Origin of the sequence: Serratia proteamaculans (assembly GCF_949794035.1) — a bacterium.
Lineage (GTDB): Bacteria > Pseudomonadota > Gammaproteobacteria > Enterobacterales > Enterobacteriaceae > Serratia > Serratia proteamaculans.
The window spans coordinates 1,223,998-1,246,905 of record NZ_OX461105.1; the positions used below are offsets into that span (position 1 = coordinate 1,223,998).

Here is a 22,908-nt window from a genome sequence, read left to right on the forward strand (position 1 = left end):
AGCCTGATTAATCTTGAGGTGTTGAAGCCGCGATTAATTTTTCGCGGGTAACCGCATGACGCGGTAAATCGGCGGTAATTCGGCCATCGGCCATCACCAAAATTCGATCCGCCAGCGCCATGACTTCATCCAGTTCCGATGAAGAGAACATCACTGCCAGACCCTGTTGGGCCATTTTGCCTATCAGGTGATAAACGTCAGTTTTGGCACCGACGTCGATACCGCGAGTGGGTTCATCGAGAAAAACAACCTGTGGACGTGTCATTAGGGCTTTGCCTAACACCACTTTTTGTTGATTGCCACCGCTTAAGGACGTAATCGGCAGTTCAGGGTCGCTGACTTTGATAGCGAGCTCGCGGATCATCTCTTTGACGCTGGCGTGTTCTTTTTGCGGGTTGAGCCATTTCCATGCCTGGCGAAAACCTTTCAGGCTAAAATCCGATAAGGTCATATTCGATTGAATCGACATAATCTGTACCACGCCTTCGCCCTGTCGGTCCTCGGGAACTAACGCCAGGCCTTTTTTAAGTCGGGCCTGAAACTGGGCTTTGCCAATATTTTCGCCATTAAGATGGACGCTGCCCTTCTGGCAAGGCATCAGTCCTATCAGACCTTTAAACAGCTCCGTGCGCCCGGCACCCAGCAGACCGTAAATACCGATCACTTCCCCTTTACTCAGCGTGAAGCTCACATCGTTGAGCTTATATCCGCCGCTGTGGTGTAGCGCTGTCAGACCTTCAACGGCAAGTACCGTCTCGCCTTTCTGCGCGGGCTGATAGTCGAAATGTTTTTTCTTATCACCGACCATCTGTTCGATAATCCAGGGAATGCTGGCATCGCTGACATTACGTTCACTGATAAAGCGTCCATCGCGGAAAATGGTAATGTGATCGCCAATTTCCATCAGTTCTTCCAGTCGATGGGAAATATAAATAATGGTGACGCCGCGACGTTTAAGCTGCTCAATAACGTTAAACAGGATTTTAACTTCCGACTGGCTTAGTGCAGAAGTAGGTTCATCCATGATTAGTACGCGAGTGTCCTTCGACAGTGCACGTGCAATTTCGACCAACTGCTGGTGGCCGATACCTAATTCACCAAGTTGCGTATAGGGATCGACATTGAGCTCCAGTCTTTCCAGTAATTTTTTGGCTAACTCATATTGATATTTTTCGTTGATTTTCCCTTTCTGAAAAAACTCGTTAGCCATGAAGATATTATCCATGATGTTCATGTTCGGGAATAAATTTAATTCCTGAAAAATGATGCTGATTCCCTTCTTTTCGGCCTGGTGAGTCGAGCTAAGGGAAACCGGGGTACCATCAAGAATAATTTGACCGGAGGAAGGGGTTTCAACGCCAGCAAGCATTTTCATCATGGTGGATTTACCCGCACCATTCTCTCCGATCAGAACGTTTACTTTATTTCGATAGACCCGGTAGCTCACGTTATCTAAGGCCACGACCCCTGGATAGACGCGGGATAACTCACGGGTTTCGATAATAACTTCAGATTCGACTGGTTGGGGAGTGACGAGTTCTTGCTGTGGCATTTTATTTCCCTCCCAAACGAACAATTTTCGCTGGCGTAATATCAGGAATGGTTTGCGGAATATCCCAGGCCGAGAATACGCCATACACTTGCGTAGCTTCGCCCGTTTTAACTTGTGCCGCTTGAATCATTTTTACCGCATGTTCGTTAATGGCCTGGCCATATTCGCCAAACAGAACCTGGTCGTTAAAGTCCTGATAACTGGTACCCTGGTAGGCGTCGCGTAACAGCGTGCCGCGCAGCGTTGGGCCAATTTGCACCACAACATTGCTGCCGCCGGTATCCTGAATCGTCATTTTTCCGCTACGGGAAGTCGAGTCAATATGGGTGATATTGCCTTCAACCTTGACGTAAAAAATGCACGGATTCTCATCCTGAGCGCGATAGCCTAATGTTTTGCAAGCGCTATCAATATCTTTAGCCGCGCGTAAGGCTGTCATTAACTCGGCAACGGGACGGGCCTGAGAAACGATCTGTGGAACCACTTTGTCTTGCCACGTCTGATCGATATTCGCCATATGCGGATTGGGCGGGGATTTAAGATCGGCCAGCTCTTGCTGAGAGACTATACGACAGCCTCCAAGCGCAAGAACGGCCAGTGCCAGCCAGGTTTTTTTATACATAAACTCTCCTATACGCCCCCGAAGGGGCGCAACAACCCGAACTCAGGACTTGATGTTGAAGTCCTGAACTTTGTCTGCATTGTCTTTGGTGATCAGAATGCCGCGGAACATAACGCGTTGTTTTGCCGGTTTTTCACCTTTTTGCAGGTAGTTATCGAGGTCGGTAACACCCTGAGCAGCAATCGCCTGAGCCTGGAGCATCACCGTGGCTTGCAGGGTTCCGGCTTTAACGGCATCGCGTTCATCGTTGCTGCCATCAATACCGACAACCACAACATCGGTGCGATTCGCGGCTTTCAGCGCGGCAATAACGCCCAGTGCGACAGGGCCGTTGCCGCAAATTACGCCTTTCACGTCAGGATGCGCCTGCAGAATGCTGTCCATAATGCGTTTGCCGTCGATTAACGTCCCTTTGGCATCTTGTTTCGCGACGCTGACCATATCCGGGTATTGGTCGATGACCTGATGGAAAGATTTAGAACGGGTAACGCAGTTATTGTCAGCAAGGTTACAGGTCAGTTCGGCATATTTTCCTTTTTCCGTCATCTTCTCAACAAATACGTTGGCGACTTCAGAACCAGCCTGGAAGTTATTATGGGTGATTTGTTCAAGCGCGACGTCATCAACAGGAATTTCCCTGTTGATTAAGATCACCGGAATACCTGCTTTCTTTGCTTTCTCAATTGCCGCGACGCTGGCGGTTGAGTCGGCATTATCAAGGATAATCCCCTGAACTTTTTTACCGATGGCTGTATCAATCAGTTCATTCTGTTTTTTTACATCTTCACCATGCGACAGAATTGTGGTTTGGTATCCCAGTTCTTTTGCTTTCTCGCTGGCACCTTTGGCTTCAGAAGCGTAATACGGATTATCCAGCGAATTTACCATGATCATAATGGTGCCTTTTTCCACTGCCTGGGCAGTAAAAGAAAAAGCGGTCAGGGTAGCAACAGTTAAAAGCGTTAAACGTAATTTCATGACAATGTTCTCTCTTGGTTGTTATTGTCGGGTACGGTGAAACAACGTAAGGCCTGAATATCAAGTTTATGGGTGAGGGGCTCCTTTGGTTGATGATTAAGGTTCGTCGCACACGAAGATTCCCTGGTGGGTGTCAGGTGGACGATGCCGGTTTCCATAATGTTCTGTTCACCGCATGGCGCCACTCCTGCCATCTTTTTTGCAGGCGCTGGTGGCGGGCCATGTCGGGAATAAATTCACTGTGTTCGGTTAAAAAGCCCTTCAGGTCGGTAATCGATCCTGGCGTGAGGGCTTTGCGGGCGAGTAGGGCGGCACCAATCGCCGAAAGTTCGGCAACATTGCTGCGCATCACCGGGCAACCCAGCAGGTCTGCCTGGTACTGCATTAACCAGTCGTTTTTCGTTGGGCCACCGTCGACCATTAATGCTGTTAAGTGAAAGTCATCCTGCTGGCGCATGGCGACAACCACATCGGCGATTTGATAGGTAATTGACTCCAGTGCAGCACGAATCAGATGCGCGCGTTTGACACCACGGCTCAGGCCGCAAATCACGCCGCGAGCGCTGTCATCCCACCACGGCGCGCCAAGGCCGGTTAATGCAGGCACAAAATAGACGCCCAACGTAGATTCCACGGAGGCGGGCAGGGTATTGAGTTCGTGAGCCAGTTCGGCATCGGAAAGCTCGCTTAAGCCCGTGCTGTCAGCCATCCACGCAACGGCATCACCGGTATGGGGGATATTGCCCTCCAGCCCATAGGTGATGCGATCGCCATCGTGCCAGGCAATGGTGGTGGCCAGCGCGTCAATGTCGCATTTTGCCGATTGCACCGGTGCCATCACCGAGGAGCCTGTCCCATAGGTGGCTTTAACGCAGCCCAGTTCGCCGAGGGCGTGACCAAACAGCGCGGCATGGGAGTCTCCCACCATCGCCATCACCGGAATACCATCCGGGATCGCGTTTAGCCCGCGGGTATAACCAAATAATCCGCTGGAAGGTTTAATCTCCGGCAGTGCGGCAAGAGGGATCTGGAACAGCGCCAGCATCTCGTTGTCCCACTGCCCGGTTTGCAGGTTCAGCAACTGGGTGCGTGCGGCATTGGAGTGATCGCAATAGAACGCCTCACCCTGGGTTAAATTCCACAGCAGCCAGCTATCGATGGTGCCAAGGCAGATTTCTCCGCGTTCTGCGAGCTGGCGGCCTTCAGGAAGAGACTCCAGCAACCAGCGCATTTTTGAGGCAGAGAACAGGGGGGCGATCGGCAGTCCGGTGGCGGTTTTAATTTGCTGTTCTTTGTTCTCGCAACGCAGTTCATCGCAAAAAGCGGCGCTGCGGGTACACTGCCAGGAGATGGCGGCGTTAATCGGTTTACCGCTCTGGCGATACCAGCCAATGGCGGTCTCGCGCTGATTGCTGACAGCTAATGCAGCAACGTTTTCTGCGCCAACGTATTCAACGGCTTTAGCGATAACGTCGAGTGAGGCTTCAACCAATAGCTCGCCCGACTGCTCGACCCAGCCGTCGCGCGGCGTTTGAATTGCCAGCGGCTGAGAGAATTTCACCACAATGTGGCCGCGGCTATCGAGTACGACGGCTTTGGCGTTAGTGGTGCCTTCGTCCAGTGCAATGATGAACTCTTTACGTGTTGCCTGCATTAGGTCGTCTCCTGAGTCACACTTTGTCCTGGCGCGGAGGGGGAAGGGGAGGCATTCCTCGTTCTCGCACTGCTGCCTGGCAGGCCATGATGTGACAATTCGTTTTCACTTATTCAATCACTGAATATATATTCGATAGTGATTATTTATTTAATACCTTAGCCAGAAAGTTACCGTCGGGCTACAGGAAAAGTTATCAATTGTGCTGGCAATCACACTTATCCGATCGATGACGCTTGCGGATGTGGGTGAAAGAGAGTGAAGGTGGGGGTGATTATGTCATTGAAATATATGTGTTTATTTTCTATGCCTTTACGCTCGGGATAAAGCGTAAAGGTTTTGAGAAAGTGTTTGGCTGGGAAGTTAACCGGCGACAAGCAGGCGCGCGGTTGGGTAATCCGTGATTAAAACATCGATGTAACCACCCGAGAGCGCGCCTTTGATAGCGGCAACCTTATCGGCGCCACCGGCAAGGGCAACCACATTAGGGCACTTTTTCACTTTCTCCAGCGCCATGCCGATAACAGGATCTTCATCATCGCGTAACACAGCCTGGCCGTTCTTATCGTAGTAGTGCAAACAGATGTCGCCGACCGCTCCACGTTCCGCCAACACCTGAAGCATATCTTCGTGGTAGTAGTTTCCTGAAGTTTTGAGCAGTTGCGAGGGTTCGAGGATGCCAATACCGACGATGGCAATATCGACTTCATCGAAGCGAGCAATCACATTGGCGACATCTTTACTGGCAACGAGACGATTTTTTTCCTCCGTCGAACCTTCAATGCTCTGGGAGGGCAGCAGCCAGGCATCACAGTTCAGATGTTGCGCCAGGGTTTGGGTGAGGATGGTAGCCTGCACGTTACCGTTAGGCCCCACGCCGCCCAGTAGTTGAATAACACCGTTAGCCTTCAGGTTTTGGGCGTGAACCTCATCGACCATGGCGCGGATTGTTGAGCTCCAGGAAGAGACGCCAATCAGATCTTTCGGCCGTAATCGCGTTTCCAGATAGTGGGCGGCGGCAGAACCGATGGCGCGCTTGATGGTGTGATCGTTGGCATCCTCTTCGGTATCCACCACGATGGCTTGTTTAATTCCGTAGCGATCCTCAAGACCTTTTTCAAGATTCAGAAAAATATTCGATGGCTGAACAACGCTAATTTTGACCACGCCTTCCTTTTGGCAACGCGTAATTGCTCGGGAGATAAATGACTGAGAAAGCGAGAGAAGTTGAGCAATATCGGACTGTTTTTGTCCTTCAAGATAGTAAAGCGTGGCAATCTTAACTAATAGCCGTTGTTCATCCTGCTTAGCCATATATTTCCCCGAAAATCATTTACGTGCAGCCATTATGTTAGAGCTCTTTATCATACGCGAAAAGAAAAGACATTTAAGTGTGATGAATATCTAACTTTCACCAATACTCAAAATCAGCTATGGACAAAAACAGAACAGTGATTGCATAATTGAATAAAGAATCGTTATTGAATATATATTCATTGGTGATTCCAGGTCAACTGAAAAAGTATCCAGGTGCAGATAAGCCTGGTGGTAAGGAGGCAGAATGTTCCTGAGTATGATGCAGCGGCGGAAGCCTTGCGATGCCTTGTCTGGGGATATCTGGTTTTTTTAGTCCCTGACGGAATAAATATTCCAAGTTGAAAATAAATTCAGAGGTATTAAATGAATCCCTATAGCTATGATGTCCCGGCACTTGAGCGTAAAGCCCGCGCCATACGTCGCCATATCGTCAGATTGAATGCCAACAGCCCTGCCGGTGGGCATACCGGAGCCGACCTGTCTCAGGTTGAACTGATCACTGCACTCTACTTTCGCATTCTAAATGTTGCGCCAGAACGTATTGCTGACGACCAGCGCGATATTTACATCCAGTCCAAAGGCCACGCGGTGGGATGCTACTACTGTGTGTTGGCCGAAGCGGGTTTCTTCCCCGTTGACTGGCTGGAGACCTATCAGCATCCGAACTCCCATCTTCCTGGCCACCCGGTTCGGCAGAAAACCCCAGGTATCGAACTCAACACCGGCGCGCTGGGCCACGGCTTGCCGGTTGCCGTGGGGCTGGCGCTGGCTGCGAAAAAAAATAATAGCCCCCGCCGCATCTTTTTAATTACCGGCGATGGCGAGTTGACTGAAGGCAGTAACTGGGAGGCGGCCTTGGCTGCAGCACACTACGGGCTCGATAACCTGGTTATCATTAATGACAAGAACAATCTCCAGTTGGCAGGGCCGACCCACGAAATTATGAACACCGATCCGCTGGCCGATAAATGGAAAGCCTTCGGCATGACGGTGACCGAGTGCCAGGGAAATGACATGGCGTCGGTGGTTGCGACGTTGGAAGGACTGAAACAGGAAGGTAAACCCAACGTTATTATCGCCAATACCACGAAAGGTGCCGGTATCTCCTTTATCCAGGGGCGCCCGGAATGGCATCACCGGGTACCGAAAGGCGAAGAAATTGCACTGGCACTGGAGGAACTGAAAGATGAGTAATGCAGAACACCTGGCGAGCGTAATGGTTCAAGCGTTTATTGATGCAGTTGAAAGCGGTATTGATCTGGTACCGGTGGTGGCTGACTCAACGTCAACGGCAAAGATTGCCCCTTTTATTAAACAATTCCCAGGCCGCCTGGTTAACGTAGGGATCGCCGAGCAGAGCATGGTCGGAACGGCGGCCGGGCTGGCGCTGGGCGGGAAAGTGGCGGTGACCTGTAATGCCGCACCCTTCCTGATCTCTCGCGCCAATGAGCAAATTAAAGTCGACGTTTGCTACAACAATACTAACGTCAAACTGTTCGGTCTCAACGCAGGGGCCAGCTATGGCCCGCTGGCGAGTACCCACCACGCGATTGACGATCTGGCAGTGATGCGCGGCTTCGGCAATATTCAGATTTTCGCGCCCTCTTCACCGCGAGAATGTCGGCAGATTATCGATTATGCCATTCGCTATCAGGGGCCGGTTTATATTCGCCTCGATGGCAAGGCGCTGCCGGAACTGCATGATGAAAATTATCAGTTTGTGCCGGGGGCCGTGGTGACGCTGCGCGAAGGTGAAGATATTGCGCTGGTAGCAACCGGATCGACGGTACATGAAGTTGTCGATGCTGCGCAAAGGCTTGCTGACGCGGGGATTCAGGCCAAAGTGGTCAGCGTCCCTTCAATTCGTCCTTGCGATACGGCAGCGTTGCTGCTGGCACTGAAACCATGCAAAGCGGTGATCACGGTTGAAGAACATAACGTGAATGGCGGGTTGGGAAGCCTGGTTGCGGAAGTGCTGGCCGAAGCGGGTGTCGGCATTCCGCTCAAGCGTTTGGGGATCCCTGATGGAGAATATGCGGCGGCGGCCGATCGCGGCTGGCTGCGTCAGCACCACGGTTTTGATGCAGCCGCTATTGCTGTACTGGCGCAGAAGATGCACTAATTTTGCTATAACAACCTGCGCGGGCAACCGCGCGGTTTTTTGCGTTTATGACGTGCAGAGTGTCCTCACAAGGTCGTCGATCTTAGCCGGTCATCGAACCAAAAAGCGCCCCGACGCCTGATGAAACCCCCATTGCCAGGGCGCTCCAGAAAGTAATGCGAATAATGCCGGGGCCTATCGGCGCCCCGCCGGCTTTAGCGGCAATACCGCCAAGAATGGCCAGAGAAACCAATGCGGAAAGGGCAATGGCGGGGATTGCCCACTGGATCGTGACCATCGCTGCGACCAACAGAGGCAGTATTGCCCCAACCGAGAAACTCATGGCTGAGGTCAACGCGGCCTGCAAGGGGCGGGCGGTAGTGATTTCCGATATGCCCAACTCCTCACGCGCGTGTGCGGCCAAAGCGTCATGGCTCATCAGTTTTTCTGCCACTTGCTTCGCCAGCGCGACGTCCAGGCCACGATGGACATAAATTGACGTTAACTCGCGGAATTCCCCCTGAAAATCGGCATCCAGCTCGGCCTGTTCTTCTGCCAGAGCGGCTTTCTCGGTGTCTGACTGAGAAGACACCGAGACATATTCACCGGTTGCCATCGACATTGCGCCCGCGACCAAACCGGCAATGCCGGTCAACAGAATACTTTGGTGGGTGACATTGGCGGATGCCACTCCCAGCAGTAAGCTTGCAGTAGAAACAATCCCATCGTTCGCGCCAAGGACAGCCGCTCTGAGCCAGCCTATCTTTTCTATACTGTGTCGTTCTCTGTGCGTCATGGCGCTCCCATTTTATATCCTGCTGATTCAACCGGTCTGTTTTGAGGAGCTCAGGGGGTTGGTCAGCAAGCAAAGTTCGGAAACTCTGGTTTAGCCTGCCACGGTTTTTCGGACGATTAATGCCTGGAGAGTGGTCGCATTAATTCCAGCACTTTTAATGGTGGTGGGTTTTAGTTGCGTCTAATTGTGGTTCACCCCGTCAGATAAGTGGATGACGCCAACGATACCACTCAATTTTCGCATTAACGGCGGCCAGGCGTTGAGGCACTACTTTTCGTCAGGAAGGAAATAGTGGCCGCATTTGGGGCAAATCAGGGTGATGTTTTTACGCACTTTACGGCTATTTTGTTCAAAAGCGTGAGCGCATTCTGGACAAGTGACTTTTACCGTTGTGCTGCTGAACATCTTAAGGGCATCAAAGATAGACATATCTTTCACCGGGTAGATGTAGGGAACATCATTCTAGCATTCGGCACCCTTAATAGCCCTTTATTGATTGTTTATTAATCATTTTTGTGAGCGCGGCGGGGGGATTGTGGTGCAGCCTGCGCAAGCGGGCATAGGGTAAAAATGTCACATTTCCATCGGGCGTTACATCTGCCAGAGCAAACTTACTCAGGGATGACAGTTCTATACATTGGGATTGGTAGTGTAGTCCTACCCGATGATGTTGTGTGTTATCCATTCCCTGTAGTGTATTACCCCATCCCTGTTAAGTTTATCCCGCCTGGTGCGGGATTTTTTTTATCTGCGCTCAATCGTCAAACCGCCAAACATAATGTCGTGTGTAGCTTGTAGCGCCAGAAAATCATGGGGGAAACCCAGTTCAATAGCGCTTGCCGTTTCCAGGCGTTGCCACTGCTCTTCTGTCAGCCTGACCTCCAGCGCCCCCAGGTTATCTTCCAGCTGTGCCAGCGTGCGTGCACCGATGATCGGGGCCGTCACTGCCGGATTGCGGAGTGTCCAGGCCAGGGCCACTTGAGAAGGGCTAAAACCCGCCTCCCTGGCCAGCGCCAATACCGTTTCGGCAATGGTAATATTGCGCTCGGTCAGCATCCCCTTGTTGCGAACCATGGCACGTCGGGTGCCGCTCTCTTCCCCCTGCGCTTGCAAATCCTGCCGACTGTATTTTCCGCTCAATATGCCACCGGACAGCGGTGACCATGGAATGACGCCAAGGCCCAGCGCTTGCGCCATCGGGACCAGTTCGCGCTCTACGGTACGTTCCAACAGGCTGTATTCAATCTGCAGGCCAATCAACGGCGACCAACCGCGCAAATCCGCCAGCGTCTGCATTCTGGCGGCCTGCCAGGCGGGCAGATCCGAAACGGCCAGATATAACACTTTGCCGGTACGCACCAGATCGTCCATGGCGCGCATGATCTCCTCCGCCGGGGTGGTGGCGTCCCAGGCGTGCAGATACAGCAGGTCGATATAATCGGTATTCAGGCGTCGCAGGCTTTCCTCCACTGAGCGCACCATGCTTTTACGGTGGTTGCCACCAGAATTTGGATTATCGGGCTGCATGGGGAGCGTGTATTTGGTGGCGATCACCAGACGGTCGCGGCGCCCGGTGGCAAATTCTCCAATAAATCGTTCAGAACTGCCTTCGGTATAGCGGTTAGCGGTATCAATAAAATTGCCGCCACGTTCGACATAAACGTCGAACAGCCGACGAGCTTCCGCTTGTTCTGCACCCCAGCCCCAATCGGTGCCGAAGGTCATGGTGCCGAGCGCCAGCGGCGAAACGCGCAGGCCAGAGCGGCCCAGCAGGCGGTAATGGTTCAGGGCCAGTGATGTCAGCATGGGTATTTCCTCTGTGGTTTTGTTCAAGCATAGGCCCCACCGGGAGTGTATTGAATACGCTATAATCTTCATGAATTATTAAGTGCAGGAGACATAATGAGAGGAAGTGACTTCGCGGAGTTGCGCGCTTTTACCGCCATTGTTGAACATGGCAGTTTTACCCGTGCCGCAGCGCAATTGGGCATGTCCGCCTCTGCACTCAGCCAGACGCAGCGCAATCTGGAAACCCGGTTGGGCGTGCGCCTGCTGAATCGCACCACGCGAAGTGTCGCGCTGACCCAAGCGGGGGAGTTGTTGTTGGCGCGTCTCTCACCGGCGATGGCGGAGATTGAGGCCGCCGTGACGCAGACCGCCGCGTTGCGTTTGCAGCCGGCGGGCACCCTGCGGCTTAATGCTTCCAGTCTGGCGGCGATCCAGTATTTGGCTCCGCTGTTGGCCCCGTTCAATGCACATTATCCCGATATTGTGGTGGATCTGAGTGTGGAGGATCGGCTGGTAGATATGGTGTCCGCGGGTTTTGACGCGGGCGTGCGGCTGCATGAGCGACTGGAGAAAGATATGGTGGCCGTCGCGCTGGGGGGCGAGCAACGAATGTGCGTGGTCGCCTCGCCAGCCTATTTGGCGCGTTATGGTTCGCCGCAAACTCCCGATGCGCTACGTCAGCACCGTTGCCTGAATACTCGCTGGCCAACCAACGGCAGTCTTTATCGTTGGGAATTCGAGCGCGGTGGCGAAAAGCTGGAGATCGCGGTGGAGGGACCGCTAATTGTGAACGAGCCGCAGGTGTTGGTGCGTGCCGCCACGGATGGGCTGGGGATTGCCTATTTGTTTGAGAGTCAGGTGGCAGATGCACTGAGCGACGGCCGTTTGCTGCCGTTGCTGGCGGCCTGGACGCCACCGTTTCCCGGTTTCTATCTTTATTACCCCGCCAACCGGCAAATGCCGCGGCCGCTGCGCGCGTTTATTGATTTCGCCCGGCAGCAGGGTCCGCAGGCCATGGGCGCATGATCTGTGCCCGGTTTTTTTGAATAACTCTGTCAGATAAATTTGGTATTCACCCCAAGGCCAGTTGATTAGATTGGATCAGAGTATCCTCGGGTGCCGTGGGCACCCTACTGCAACGATCAGGGAGTTCCTTATGGCGAAGACAGTGGTAATTTTTCATTCCGGCTACGGCCACACCGAGCGTTTGGCAAAGGTTGTTGCCGAGGGCGCTGAAGCGGAACTGATCGCTATCGATCAGGAAGGCAATATCAGCGACGAAGCCTGGCAGAAACTGGACGAGGCGGATGCCATCATTTTTGGCTCACCGACCTATATGGGCGGTCCGTCCTGGCAATTCAAAAAGTTTGCCGATGCCAGTTCGAAAGCCTGGTTTAGCCGTAAATGGCAGGACAAGGTTTTCGGTGGGTTTACCAACAGTGCCAGCCTGAACGGCGATAAGCAGGTCACGCTGATCGCTCTGCAAACCCTGGCCTCGCAGCATGGCGGCCTGTGGGTCAGTCTGGGACTGATGCCGGCGAACACCAAATCGGCGCAGCGTACCGATATAAACAATCTGGGGGGCTCGGTAGGGCTGCTGGTACAGACGCCTGCCGACGCTGGCGTGGATGAAATGTTGTCTGGCGATTTGGAAACTGCCAGCCTATACGGCCAACGTGTCGCGGGCTTTGCTGCCAAACTGGCTTAATCAGTATTGCTCTTTCGCTCATTTTTTCTACACAATTGCCGCGTAAAGTGGCGAATGTTATTAGCCTGCTTGGGCTAACACTGCATTTCGTACAAATATTCCCGGTTCCTAGACCGGGTTTTTTGTTGCTAAGGTGGGCTTAAGCTTCCGGCGATACAATGAGCAGCAGCACAGGCATGCAATGGCTGTGTCGTAACTGTCAATTAGCTGCTCTTCAAGCGAGCCCGCACTGTGCGGGCTTTTTTTATATTTTCATTTTTAATTGCTGTCGGGAGTATCTTGCTGGAAAATAATAGCCAACAGAATAGTTTGTGCGACAAGTAAATACCCTTTTTATTATTATGGTTTTTACGGTGTGCTGATTAACGATGGTTTAGGCTATGCTGATAGATATCTTTGAACATTATTTCCGGAGGGATGAAAATTCGTTCCGTAGTAAACGATGCCGGTGAGGGGTTGAGTTAAGAACATTCCGTTAAATAGCCGTGAATGTATCTTTGTGACTGATCTGCCTGTATTTTTTAAGTCTGCTTTTGTTTTTCATGTCATTCGCATCATGCCGGGCGAGGGAATATGCATAGAATTGCTCTGGTTATTATAAATACATGGGTTAGACGATGAACGCCAGAATAAGCGACAGACATGGCTTGCCTGCTGCTATCCCGTTGATTACGCTTTTTCTACTGGCATTTTTGCTTTCCCTACTGGGTATTTTTACCCGGCCAATAGGATCACTTTCCCTGTTTTGGCCGGTGAATGCGATTTTACTCGGTTTGCTATTACGTAAACCCGCCTATGCTACGCCGGCTGGTTGGTTGATCACTTATATTGGGATGATCGCTGCCGATTTAGCCAACGGCGAGAGCCTGTCGCTGGCGATGTGGCTGAATGCCTGCAATATGTCCCTGATTGCCACCGGTTACGGCGTGATGTTGCTGCTGCCAAAGTCGCAGCGCAGGATGGGCAAGCCCCAGACGATCCTTTATATGTTTACCGCCAGCCTGAGCAGCGCGGCGGTGGCGTCGACCTTATCGATACTGCGCAGTGAAAGCCTGTATAACAACACGGCCGTTATCGCCTGGCTGGCGTGGTTCAGTGAACAGTTCTCGACCAACCTGTTGTTGTTGCCGGTATTGCTGGCTGCCCCGCGTCTCAAACAGCTGTTGCGAATGCAGATCAACTGGCAACTGCGTGCCAGTATGCCGCTGCTGGCGCTGTTATTCTCACTGGTGTTTAGTGTCTATATCGGTGGACCGGGGGCGATTGCCTTCCCGATCCCGGCATTGCTGTGGTGCGCGGTGCGTTATCAGCTGTTCACGGTGACCTTGTTGACGCTGCTGACCGGCATGACCGAGATCAGCAGTATTTCCGCCAATTTGATGCTGTATGAAACGCCGAACAACCACAATGCCTTCCTCGATACGCTGATGTCGGCGCGTCTGGGGATCGCCATGCTGGTAATGGGGCCGCTGATCCTTGCCAGTTCAATTGCCGTTAACCGTAAGCTGCTGCGGCGGCTGGAGCACAGTGCCAATCACGACTTTCTGACCGGCGTACTGGCACGCAACGCGCTGACGCGTAAGGCCGGCGAGTTGCTGGAGCATAAGCATAAATCGAAAGAGGCGGTGTCGCTGCTGCTGATCGATATTGACCATTTTAAACAGATCAACGACACCCACGGCCACCTGGTGGGCGATGAGGTGTTGGCTTCATTCGCCCATATCGTGCGGCGCGAGTTACGTCACGATCAGCTATTTGGCCGTTTGGGGGGGGAGGAATTCGCGATTATTCTGCCAAGAGCGCTAGCGGCGCAGGGCGTGGCACTGGCAGAACATTTACGGCAATTGGTACAAAAAGCCGATTTGCACCCTGGCGGTAAGGCACCGTTGAATATCACTATCAGCGTTGGCGTCGCCAGTCTGGCGATGAATGAAGTGAAATCGTGGGAACAGCTGATGAATATGGCGGATATCGCGCTTTATCGCGCCAAGTCGCAGGGGCGTAACCGGGTGGAGTCGTTTAACGTGGTGAGCGGCAACAGCGTCGGGCACATCATGTTCAAATAAGCGGCTTCAGTTCTGCTTGGGTTCAAACTCGGTGCCGCAGTTTGGGCAGATCAGCATGACATTTTGCCGCAGCGTCGCGCATTTTTGGGTGGTGACGTAGGCGCATTTGGGGCAGGCGATTTTGGTAGAGCGGTTGATAAAGCCTTTAACACTGCTGGTATCAGACATAATAAAATGGCCTGTGTCAGGTGAAAGCCCACGCTAACACAGGTGGTATCAAATTGCTTAGAATGTTTTTTATACGCCTGAAAAGGGTTTACAGGCTTTTCAGCACTTTCAGCGTTTCATCCATGTCGATCTCATGTTCCGAGAAGGTATGGGTATCGTTCTGGAAGGTGGTGATGGTCAGCATGCGCAGCGTTTGCATGGTCTGCGGCGCTTCTTCGGACTGTGGGCGAATGCGGTTCATCAACAGGCCGACCGACAGCACGGTATTTTCTTTATCCACATCCGCTTTCACCGGCACTTCTTTGGTGAAGGTGTTGAAGGATTTGATGCTGGTGATCTTGATTCTTTCGTTGGCGATGATGATGTACTTGCTCGACGCCAGCACCTTGACCGCAAACGCCGACGGGCCTTTGGTGTTGTTGGTCGGTTCGAAAGTCACCGCCGCGTTTTTCTTAATCAGCTCCGGGTTCTGTACTTTAATCACGTGAAAATAACGATTTTCCCCGTTCTCATCGGTAATAAAGCCGAAGCCTTTGTCTTCAAAAAAAGTCGTTATCTTGCCGTTCATCATCATTCTCATAAAGTCGCTCAATACAGTGCTTATGATAGCGCGGAATGCCTTGCAGTGACAGATTGCGTGCCCGGCATTTGATAATGCGATTACGGCATTTAGCGGGTTTGTGGCCACATGCTATTTTCTTTCTTACTTTATTCAATTCTGAAAGGGAAAATCGATGGGCATTAAACGGCTTAACCATGCGGTGCTGTATGTCAGCGACGTGCAGCAGAGTGCGGATTTTTATCATCAGGTGTTGGGATTTAAGCTCAAACCCTCCAACAGTCCGGATAAAGCGGTGTTTACCCAGGCGGCCGATTCGGATAACGATCACGATTTGGCGTTGTTCAGCAAGAATCTGGGGCAGCAACGGGCCGGGGTGTTTCGTGCCAACGGTGAGCCGCCGGCGGAAAACGAGCCACCGGCCGGGTTGTACCATTTGGCCTGGGAAGTCGACAGCCTGGACGAACTTGAACGCATTCGCGACCAGTTGGCGCAGCGTGGCATTCTTGGGCTGGAAGAAGATCATGGCGTGCACAAGAGCATTTATGGCCACGATCCGGATGGGCTACTGTTTGAAGTCACCTGGTTTATTCCTCCGGCGTTACTGACCGAGCAGGATCGCAATCAGCGTGGCATCAAACCGCTGGATTTTGCCGCCGAAAAACGCCGGTTCGCGTTGGTCTAACGGAGCGGGGCGCAGGCTGGCGCCCCGTCGGTCACAGCACTTTATTGAGGAAGTTGATGGTACGATGGTGTTGCGGATGGTTCAGCACCCGGCGGGCGTCGCCCTGCTCGACGATTTGCCCATCGACCATGAACACAATCTGATCCGCAGCCTCGCGCGCAAAGCCAATTTCATGAGTGACTACCACCAGCGTTACCCCCAGATCCGCCAGCCCCTTGATCACGTCCAACACTTCGCCGACCAGTTCCGGATCCAGTGCTGAAGTCGGTTCATCAAACAAAATCACCTTCGGGTTCAGCGCCAAAGCGCGGGCAATGGCGATGCGTTGTTGCTGGCCGCCGGACAGATGGCGCGGGTAGGCGTCTGCCTTGTGACGCAGGCCGACGGTATCCAACAGCTGATAGGCCACCTCTTTGGCCTCGGCCCGCGAGTAAATCTTATGCACCACCGGTGCTTCAATGATGTTCTCCAGCACCGTCAGGTGAGGGAACAGATTGAAGTTCTGGAACACATAGCCGACGTTGATACGCTGCTTGAGAATGGCATTCTCTTTGAGCTCATACAGTTTGTCCCCCTTGCGCCGGTAGCCCACATAGTCGCCGTCGATACGGATAAAACCTTCGTCGACACGCTCCAGGTGATTGATGGTTCGCAGCAGGGTAGACTTACCGGAACCGGAAGGCCCGAGGATCACCGTAACGGTACCCGGCTGTAGCGTCAGGCTGACGTCGTCCAGTGCCTTGTGTTTACCGAAAAACTTGCTCACGTTGCTGATTTCAATCAGGCCACGCGCCGGTACCGGAACGATGCTGTGCACCGGCGCTTCGCGCAGGGCATAATAATCAATGGCTTCGGACATGGGATCCTCCTAACGTTTTAACCAGCCGGCCAGTTTCTGCCATGGCGTGAGTGGCAATTCGCGCAACGCGCCCCGGGCGAAATAGCGCTCAATGTAATACTGAATGACCGACAGCGCGGTGGTGATGAACAGGTACCAGACCGTGGCGACCATCAGCAGCGGTATCACCTGCTGGGTGCGGTTGTAGATCACCTGAATGGTATAAAACAGTTCCGGCAGCGCCAGCACGTAGACAATCGAGGTCCCCTTCGCCAGACTGATGATTTCATTGAAGCCGGTTGGGATGATGGAGCGCAGCGCCTGCGGCAAAATAATGCGGAAAGTGCGGCGATAGCCCGGCAACCCGAGTGCCGCCGCTGCCTCATGTTGACCGTACTCGACCCCAATAATGCCGCCACGGATAATTTCTGCGGTGTAGGCCGACTGCACCAACGTCAGTCCCAGCACCGCGACCGAGAACTGGCTGAGAATATCAATGGTCGGATAGCTGGCGAACACCAGTGAGGTAAAGGGAATGCCCAGTGAAATGGAGTCGTACAGATAAGAGAAGTTATACAGAATGATCAGCACCAGGATCAGCGGCAGCGAACGGAACAGCCAGATATAACCCCATGCCAGCGACGTCAGCAGGTAAGAACGCGATAGCCGCGCCAGTGCCAGCAGCGTACCGAAGATAATACTGAACAGCGTGCCGAGCAGCGTCAGCAGCAGGGTTTGCCCCAGCCCCGACAGGACTGCGGGCGCAAAGAACCATTCGGCGAAGACACCCCATTCCCAGCGCTCGTTGGCCGCCACCGACTGGACTATTGCCGCCAGAATAAACACCGAAAACAACGCGCCCACCAGCCGAAGCGGGTAGCGGGCGGGAACCACTTTTAATACTTCTTGCTTGGACATGACCATTCTCCTGAAACAGATAAAGGGGGTTAACAAGGGGACGGGCCCCTAGGCAATCTTCCTTTCCGGTGCACAACAGAGTGCGTCCGCTGTTATCAGGCTTTTGCGAAATGGCAGCCTGCCATCGTAGGGCGGGCGGCTGTAAACTTCACTGTCGACGCTGGGATCGAACTGTGGCTGGTAACCGTTGCTCAAATACAGGCCCACCGCCTCCGGCTGACGAAAGCCGGTGGTCAGATAGAGCTGGTGGTAACCCTGTTCCTGCGCCAGCGTTTCCAACTGCTGCAATACCCGTTGTGCCAGACCCTGACGACGCAGATCGGTCCGTGTCCAGATGCGCTTCAACTCGGCAGTCTGTAAATCGTAGCGTTTGAAGGCCCCCATGGCGATCGGCTCCCCGGCGCGCAGCAGCACGATAAAGGCGCCTTGCGGCGGGGCGTACAAATCCAGCGCTTCCTGTTCCTGGTCACCAAAATAGTCGCCGTAGCGTTGGCGATATTCACCGAATAGCCCTGCGATCACCGGCTGGACCAGCGGATCGTTCGGCAGCGTTTGGATAAAAACGTCGTTTGCCATCTGTGTGCTCCTAATCGCCCAGGTCGTTGCGTTTGGCGGGCAGGACGCTAAAGGTTGTTCGCATAGCGGATATCCTTGAAGAAATATTATTGTTATTGAGTAAATTGGTTTGGCGGCAGCTTCAGGCCAAGGTGGTCACGCAAGGTGTTGCCGCTGTAATCGCTGCGGAACAGGCCGCGCTGCTGCAGGATCGGCACCACGCGATCGACAAAATGACCGAATGAATTTGGCGTGCCACCGCTAATGATGAAACCGTCGGCAGCCTGGGTGTCGAACCAGTTTTGCAGGCCGTCTGCCACCGCTTCCGGCGTGCCGCCAAATACCGGGCGTGGGGAGGCGGCTTCCAGCGCCACTTCGCGCAGCGTCAGATTGCGTTCGCGGGCATTGCGCTTAATGGCGTCGGTGGTGCTGCGGAAACTGTTTTGTCCCAGTTCGCCGACGTCCGGGAAGGGCTCATCCAGCGGATGGCGGGCGAAGTCATAGTGTTCAAAGTAACGGCCAAGGTAGTTGAGGGCGTTTTCGATACTGACCAGGCGCGCGGTTTCCCAATACTGACGTTCCACGTCTTCATTGTCGTCACCGACAATCACACTGACACCCTGGAAGATCCGCAGGTCATCCGGTTCACGGCCCTGTTCCACCAACTGTTTTTTGACGTCCTGATAAAACACCTGCGCCTGTTGCTGGCTTTCATGGTGGGTGAAAATGGCATCCGCGTGTTTGGCTGCCAGCTGCTTGCCGTCTTCCGAGGCGCCGGCCTGGAACAGAATCGGCCGCCCTTGTGGTGTACGGCCAATATTCAGTGGCCCCTGTACCGAGAAGAACTCCCCCTGGTGATTCAGGGTATGCAATTTACCGGCGCTGAAAAACTCACCGCTGTTCTTGTTGCGTACAAAGGCATCGCTTTCCCACGAGTCCCATAACCCTTTGGTGACGTCGAGGTATTCGCTGGCAATGCGGTAGCGCAGGCTGTGTTCCGGGTGCTCGGTGCGCGAGAAGTTCTTTGCCGAGCCTTCCAGCGGTGAGGTCACTACGTTCCAGCCGGCTCGACCTTTGCTGAGGTGATCGAGGCTGGCGAACTGGCGCGCTACGGTAAAGGGATCGCTGTAGGAGGTGGATAACGTGCCCACCAGCCCGATTTTATCGGTGGCGGCGGACAGCGCGGCGAGCAAGGTTAGCGGTTCAAAACGATTGAGAAAATGTGGAATGGATTTCTCATTGATATATAAACCGTCGGCCACAAACACGAAATCCAATTTACCCTGTTCGGCTTTTTTTGCCGTGGCAATATTAAAATCAAGATTAATACTGGCATCGGCAGTGGCATCCGGATGTCGCCAGGCAGACATATTTCCCGATGCGCCATGCAAAATGGCGCCAAGGCGCAATTGTCGTTGTTCTTTCGCACTGTTGCTCATTGCTTTCACCCTGTTAAGTGCCGGTGTGGCGCTATCTTTAGAGCCCCACTATTGACGAGCACTCTCAGGATGTAAAACAACAAAACAGCATATTCAAATGTTGAAATTAGCAAATATAACCAAAGGGGAAATAATAACTCGCAGCGCAGAATTCACTGCGCCGCGAAATAATAGCCGGGTGATTTTTAAGCCTTGCTGGTGGCTTTTTCCGGGGCGGTGGCTAATTGCTGCAGCGTGCGTTCTGCCAACAGATCAAAATATTGTGAGGCCGGGAAAATCGCCTGTTCATCCGGGTTGAAGCGCGGGTGGTGCAGGCCGAACTCACTCGCCGAGCCGATGCTGACAAACACCCCCGGTACGTGGTGCAGATAAAGCGCAAAGTCTTCTCCGCCCATCTGCAGTTCCGCTTCTTCCACCCGGTAGCCGGCTTCGGCGGCGACGGTTTTACTGAAGGCGGCCCAGCGTGCGTCATTGACCACCGCCGGTGGCCCGGCCTGCCAGCGCAGTTCTGCCTGTGCGCCCAGCGAAGCGGCTACGCCGTTAATCACCTGACGGATTTTATCCGGCACCTGGCGACGGACCTGATCGCTATGGGTACGTACCGTGCCTTCCAGCTCCACGGTCTGTGGCAGGACATTCCAGGTATTCCCCCCCTCGATGCGCGTAATACTGACCACCAACGACTCCAGTGAACTGAAGCTGCGGCTGGGCAGGGTTTGCAACGCGTTGACAATCTGGCTGGCGGTGACGATGGTGTCCACCCCTTGCTCCGGCTTGGCGGCATGGGCACCTTTGCCGGTGATCAGGATTTGGAAACGATCGACGTTGGCGTAAAACGCGCCGGCGCGGGTGGCAAAAGTACCGGTGGGCAGTTCCGGCGCGTTGTGCAGACCGAAGACCGCAGCCACGTTATCCAGCGCCCCGGCGTCGATCAGGTGCTGGGCACCGTTGAAGGTTTCCTCCGCCGGCTGGAAGAATATACGCACCGTGCCGGGCAGGGAGGCCTCACGGGCTTTCAATAAATGCGCGGCCCCCAACATCACCGAGGTATGAAAGTCATGTCCGCAGGCGTGCATCACGCCGCTGTTTTGCGAAGTGAATGGCACACCGGAAATTTCTTCTATCGGCAGGGCATCAATATCCCCACGCAACGCAATGATCGGCCCTTTGCCACTGCCGATTTCAGCCACCACGCCGGTTTTCAGCCCCAGCGGCAGAATACGGATACCGGCCTCTTCCAGCCAGCGGGTCAGGCGGGCGGTAGTGGCAAATTCGTGGTTGGACAGCTCAGGGTTCTGATGCAGTTCACGGCGGTAGGCGACGATTTTTTCGGCCAGTTGGCTGGTCATAGTCTTGGCTCACAGTGGTTAGTAAGCTCTAACCCTAGTGCAGGGCGGCCGGAAGCAAAAAGACTATCTGGTTATATTTCATAGCGATTGTGTCTGCATCGCGTCGTCAATGCGCGTTGACGGTAGATGAAACAGGCGTTCGACCGCTGTTCGCCGGGGTTTAAAGAGGATTGGACTGCCCGGGAGCCGATGACCCAGAGGGTGAGCGCTTTACAACGGAGGCGGCGGACTTTTTCACTTTTTATCGTTTTTATGTGATCCAGGTTGTGGACAAAAACCCGTCTAATTGCTGTACTGTATTGGACACACGTTTTGTGTCTTTCATTCACGTTAAAGGTAAGTTTGATGTCTAAGATTAAAGGTAGCGTTAAGTGGTTTAATGAATCCAAGGGCTTCGGCTTCATTACTCCGGAAGATGGTAGCAAGGACGTTTTCGTTCACTTCTCTGCCATCGCTAGCAATGGTTTCAAAACTCTTGCTGAAGGCCAGCGTGTAGAATTTGAAATCACGAACGGTGCCAAAGGCCCATCTGCTGCTAACGTTATCGCTATCTAATGCTACAGCCGAAATTCTTAAAACCCGCTCACTGAGCGGGTTTTTTATTGCCTTTTTTAGCGTCGTTCTATGCCTGCGTTTTGCGTACCAGCAGGGTAAACAGCGTAATGGCGACGGCGTAACAGCCGACAATGGTCAGCGCCATCGATACGCTGGAAGTGCCCCCCAGACCGGTGAGCGGCACGCTGCAGGCGCCTAGAGCAAACATGCTCACGCCAATCAGCGCAGAGGCGCTACCTGCTTTGTCGCCCTGGCTTTGCATCGCCAAAGACGAAGCGGTAGGGCCGACAATACCGATCACCGCCACCGAGAAGAACAGCGGTACCATCAACAGCGCCAACGGCGCGTGCAGACCGGCGGCCAGCAGCAACAGCAGCGAAGAAACCGCCGCCAGGGTTAATCCCCCTTTCAGTACCTTCCTTTCGCCAAAATGGATGCTCAGGCGGCTGGCGATCTGCGCCGAGATAATCAGCCCGACGCCGTTAATGGCGAAGCACAGGCTGAACATCTGCGGGCTGAGGCCATAAATCTGCTGAAGCACAAAGGGAGAGGCGCCGATATAGGCGAACATCCCGGCCATCACAAACCCTTGCGTCAGGCACAGGCCCATAAACTGGCGCTGGGTCAGTAACCCGCCCAATGACCGCAGCATGGCCAAAATGCCGCCCTGGCTACGGCGCTCTGCGGGCAGTGATTCGTGTAGCTTCAGGCTGGCGAGAGTAAACAGCAGCACTGCAATGGCTGCCAGTACGCCGAAAATCCCACGCCAGTCCATAAACTGCAACATGGCGCCACCCAGCACCGGTGCAATGATCGGTGCCAGACCGTTGACCAACATCAGCAGGGCGAAGAAGCGCGTCAGTTCGTGTCCGGAATAAAGGTCACGGGCAATCGCACGAGAAATAACTGCACCGCCGGCACCGGCCAACCCTTGCAACAGGCGAGCGATCAGTAATTGGTCGATGTTCGGCGCCAGTGCGCACCACAGCGAGGCGAACAGCAACAGCGCCAGTGACAGCAGCAGTGGGCGCATACGGCCGAGCTTGTCGCTGTAGGGGCCGAAAATCAGCTGACCGACGCCCAGCCCGAGCAGGCCCGCAGTCAGGCTGAGCTGTGCAGTGGCAGTAGAGGTATTCAGCTCACCGGCCATTTCCGGCAGGGCGGGCAGGTAGAGATCGATGCACAGCGGGCCCAGTGAGGCGAGCAGGCCAAGCACCAGCGCGTACACCAGACGTTGTCTGGCGAGTTGTTTGGTCATGA

Annotated in this window: 23 protein-coding genes; 7 read left to right on the forward strand and 16 right to left on the reverse strand. The window is 53.7% G+C overall.

Translation table 11 applies throughout. The features are described from left to right. Window positions 1-7 precede the first annotated feature (7 nt). The 5 genes from QOT07_RS05675 to QOT07_RS05695 form a co-directional block, all read right to left on the reverse strand. Complete coding sequence (locus QOT07_RS05675; RefSeq protein ID WP_283602702.1) at window positions 8-1,552, reverse strand: sugar ABC transporter ATP-binding protein; 1,545 nt, start codon at window positions 1,550-1,552, stop codon at window positions 8-10. Window position 1,553: 1 nt separating this feature from the next. Beyond that, a complete protein-coding gene (locus QOT07_RS05680) occupies window positions 1,554-2,174 on the reverse strand; it encodes a DUF2291 family protein (RefSeq protein WP_099065389.1) in 621 nt (206 codons plus the stop codon). 42 nt (window positions 2,175-2,216) lie between these two features. Continuing rightward, a complete protein-coding gene (locus tag QOT07_RS05685) occupies window positions 2,217-3,152 on the reverse strand; it encodes a D-ribose ABC transporter substrate-binding protein (RefSeq protein WP_207976178.1) in 936 nt (311 codons plus the stop codon). Between the two features lie 133 nt (window positions 3,153-3,285). After that, window positions 3,286-4,806: an FGGY family carbohydrate kinase gene (locus tag QOT07_RS05690; RefSeq protein ID WP_283602703.1), complete on the reverse strand. Its 1,521-nt coding sequence runs from the start codon at window positions 4,804-4,806 to the stop codon at window positions 3,286-3,288. Window positions 4,807-5,169: 363 nt separating this feature from the next. Next, window positions 5,170-6,120 carry a sugar-binding transcriptional regulator gene (locus QOT07_RS05695; RefSeq protein ID WP_129935844.1) on the reverse strand — a complete coding sequence of 317 codons (951 nt, stop codon included), beginning with the start codon at window positions 6,118-6,120 and terminating at the stop codon, window positions 5,170-5,172. 366 nt (window positions 6,121-6,486) lie between these two features. On the opposite strand from QOT07_RS05695, the gene QOT07_RS05700 reads away from it, so the two are divergent. Both QOT07_RS05700 and QOT07_RS05705 read left to right on the forward strand, forming a co-directional pair. Beyond that, window positions 6,487-7,317 (forward strand): transketolase, encoded by an 831-nt coding sequence (locus QOT07_RS05700; protein WP_283602704.1) that lies wholly within the window; start codon window positions 6,487-6,489, stop codon window positions 7,315-7,317. Beyond that, window positions 7,310-8,245, forward strand: coding sequence for a transketolase family protein (locus QOT07_RS05705; protein ID WP_099065394.1), 936 nt, complete (start codon window positions 7,310-7,312; stop codon window positions 8,243-8,245). The genes QOT07_RS05700 and QOT07_RS05705 overlap by 8 nt, the downstream gene beginning before the upstream one ends. Before the next feature lie 82 nt (window positions 8,246-8,327). On the opposite strand, the gene QOT07_RS05710 is transcribed toward QOT07_RS05705, so the two are convergent. The 3 genes from QOT07_RS05710 to QOT07_RS05720 form a co-directional block, all read right to left on the reverse strand. Continuing rightward, window positions 8,328-9,020, reverse strand: a complete 693-nt coding sequence (locus QOT07_RS05710) for a VIT1/CCC1 transporter family protein (RefSeq protein WP_283602705.1) — start codon at window positions 9,018-9,020, stop codon at window positions 8,328-8,330. A 267-nt stretch (window positions 9,021-9,287) separates the two neighbouring features. Further along, window positions 9,288-9,449 (reverse strand): YnfU family zinc-binding protein, encoded by a 162-nt coding sequence (locus tag QOT07_RS05715; RefSeq protein ID WP_218165635.1) that lies wholly within the window; start codon window positions 9,447-9,449, stop codon window positions 9,288-9,290. Between the two features lie 315 nt (window positions 9,450-9,764). Further along, window positions 9,765-10,826 carry an aldo/keto reductase gene (locus QOT07_RS05720; RefSeq protein WP_283602706.1) on the reverse strand — a complete coding sequence of 354 codons (1,062 nt, stop codon included), beginning with the start codon at window positions 10,824-10,826 and terminating at the stop codon, window positions 9,765-9,767. Window positions 10,827-10,922: 96 nt separating this feature from the next. On the opposite strand from QOT07_RS05720, the gene QOT07_RS05725 reads away from it, so the two are divergent. The 3 genes from QOT07_RS05725 to QOT07_RS05735 all read left to right on the forward strand — a co-directional run bounded on the left by QOT07_RS05725 (window position 10,923) and on the right by QOT07_RS05735 (window position 14,582). Beyond that, window positions 10,923-11,834, forward strand: coding sequence for a LysR family transcriptional regulator (locus QOT07_RS05725; protein ID WP_261415458.1), 912 nt, complete (start codon window positions 10,923-10,925; stop codon window positions 11,832-11,834). A gap of 130 nt (window positions 11,835-11,964) precedes the next feature. After that, the gene (locus QOT07_RS05730) at window positions 11,965-12,516 is read left to right on the forward strand and encodes a flavodoxin family protein (protein WP_099065396.1); all 552 of its coding nucleotides are present in this window, start codon (window positions 11,965-11,967) and stop codon (window positions 12,514-12,516) included. A 617-nt stretch (window positions 12,517-13,133) separates the two neighbouring features. After that, entirely contained in the window at window positions 13,134-14,582 is a 1,449-nt protein-coding gene (locus QOT07_RS05735; protein ID WP_261427336.1) for a GGDEF domain-containing protein, read from the forward strand. Between the two features lie 6 nt (window positions 14,583-14,588). Here QOT07_RS05735 and QOT07_RS05740 read toward each other — a convergent pair whose 3' ends face one another. Beyond that, window positions 14,589-14,750: a YnfU family zinc-binding protein gene (locus QOT07_RS05740; protein WP_165366374.1), complete on the reverse strand. Its 162-nt coding sequence runs from the start codon at window positions 14,748-14,750 to the stop codon at window positions 14,589-14,591. A gap of 88 nt (window positions 14,751-14,838) precedes the next feature. Beyond that, window positions 14,839-15,318, reverse strand: a complete 480-nt coding sequence (locus QOT07_RS05745) for a cold-shock protein (RefSeq protein ID WP_017891897.1) — start codon at window positions 15,316-15,318, stop codon at window positions 14,839-14,841. Window positions 15,319-15,484: 166 nt separating this feature from the next. Here QOT07_RS05745 and QOT07_RS05750 point away from each other — a divergent pair, with 166 nt between their 5' ends. Continuing rightward, window positions 15,485-15,994 (forward strand): VOC family protein, encoded by a 510-nt coding sequence (locus QOT07_RS05750; protein ID WP_099065398.1) that lies wholly within the window; start codon window positions 15,485-15,487, stop codon window positions 15,992-15,994. A 31-nt stretch (window positions 15,995-16,025) separates the two neighbouring features. Here the strand turns inward: QOT07_RS05750 and QOT07_RS05755 are convergent, their stop codons facing one another. The 5 genes from QOT07_RS05755 to QOT07_RS05775 all read right to left on the reverse strand — a co-directional run bounded on the left by QOT07_RS05755 (window position 16,026) and on the right by QOT07_RS05775 (window position 21,093). After that, entirely contained in the window at window positions 16,026-16,853 is an 828-nt protein-coding gene (locus QOT07_RS05755; RefSeq protein ID WP_272931547.1) for an amino acid ABC transporter ATP-binding protein, read from the reverse strand. 9 nt (window positions 16,854-16,862) lie between these two features. Next, window positions 16,863-17,750, reverse strand: a complete 888-nt coding sequence (locus tag QOT07_RS05760; RefSeq protein ID WP_283602707.1) for an amino acid ABC transporter permease — start codon at window positions 17,748-17,750, stop codon at window positions 16,863-16,865. Between the two features lie 48 nt (window positions 17,751-17,798). Next, window positions 17,799-18,326 (reverse strand): GNAT family N-acetyltransferase, encoded by a 528-nt coding sequence (locus QOT07_RS05765; protein WP_085115559.1) that lies wholly within the window; start codon window positions 18,324-18,326, stop codon window positions 17,799-17,801. A gap of 92 nt (window positions 18,327-18,418) precedes the next feature. Beyond that, window positions 18,419-19,744 carry an LLM class flavin-dependent oxidoreductase gene (locus QOT07_RS05770; protein WP_207976169.1) on the reverse strand — a complete coding sequence of 442 codons (1,326 nt, stop codon included), beginning with the start codon at window positions 19,742-19,744 and terminating at the stop codon, window positions 18,419-18,421. Window positions 19,745-19,929: 185 nt separating this feature from the next. Continuing rightward, complete coding sequence (locus tag QOT07_RS05775) at window positions 19,930-21,093, reverse strand: M20 peptidase aminoacylase family protein (RefSeq protein WP_283602708.1); 1,164 nt, start codon at window positions 21,091-21,093, stop codon at window positions 19,930-19,932. A gap of 345 nt (window positions 21,094-21,438) precedes the next feature. Between QOT07_RS05775 and cspE the strand changes: the two genes are divergently transcribed. Then, window positions 21,439-21,648, forward strand: a complete 210-nt coding sequence (gene cspE / locus QOT07_RS05780; protein ID WP_002210315.1) for a transcription antiterminator/RNA stability regulator CspE — start codon at window positions 21,439-21,441, stop codon at window positions 21,646-21,648. 67 nt (window positions 21,649-21,715) lie between these two features. On the opposite strand, the gene QOT07_RS05785 is transcribed toward cspE, so the two are convergent. Further along, complete coding sequence (locus QOT07_RS05785; protein ID WP_207976165.1) at window positions 21,716-22,906, reverse strand: multidrug effflux MFS transporter; 1,191 nt, start codon at window positions 22,904-22,906, stop codon at window positions 21,716-21,718. Window positions 22,907-22,908: the final 2 nt, after the last annotated feature.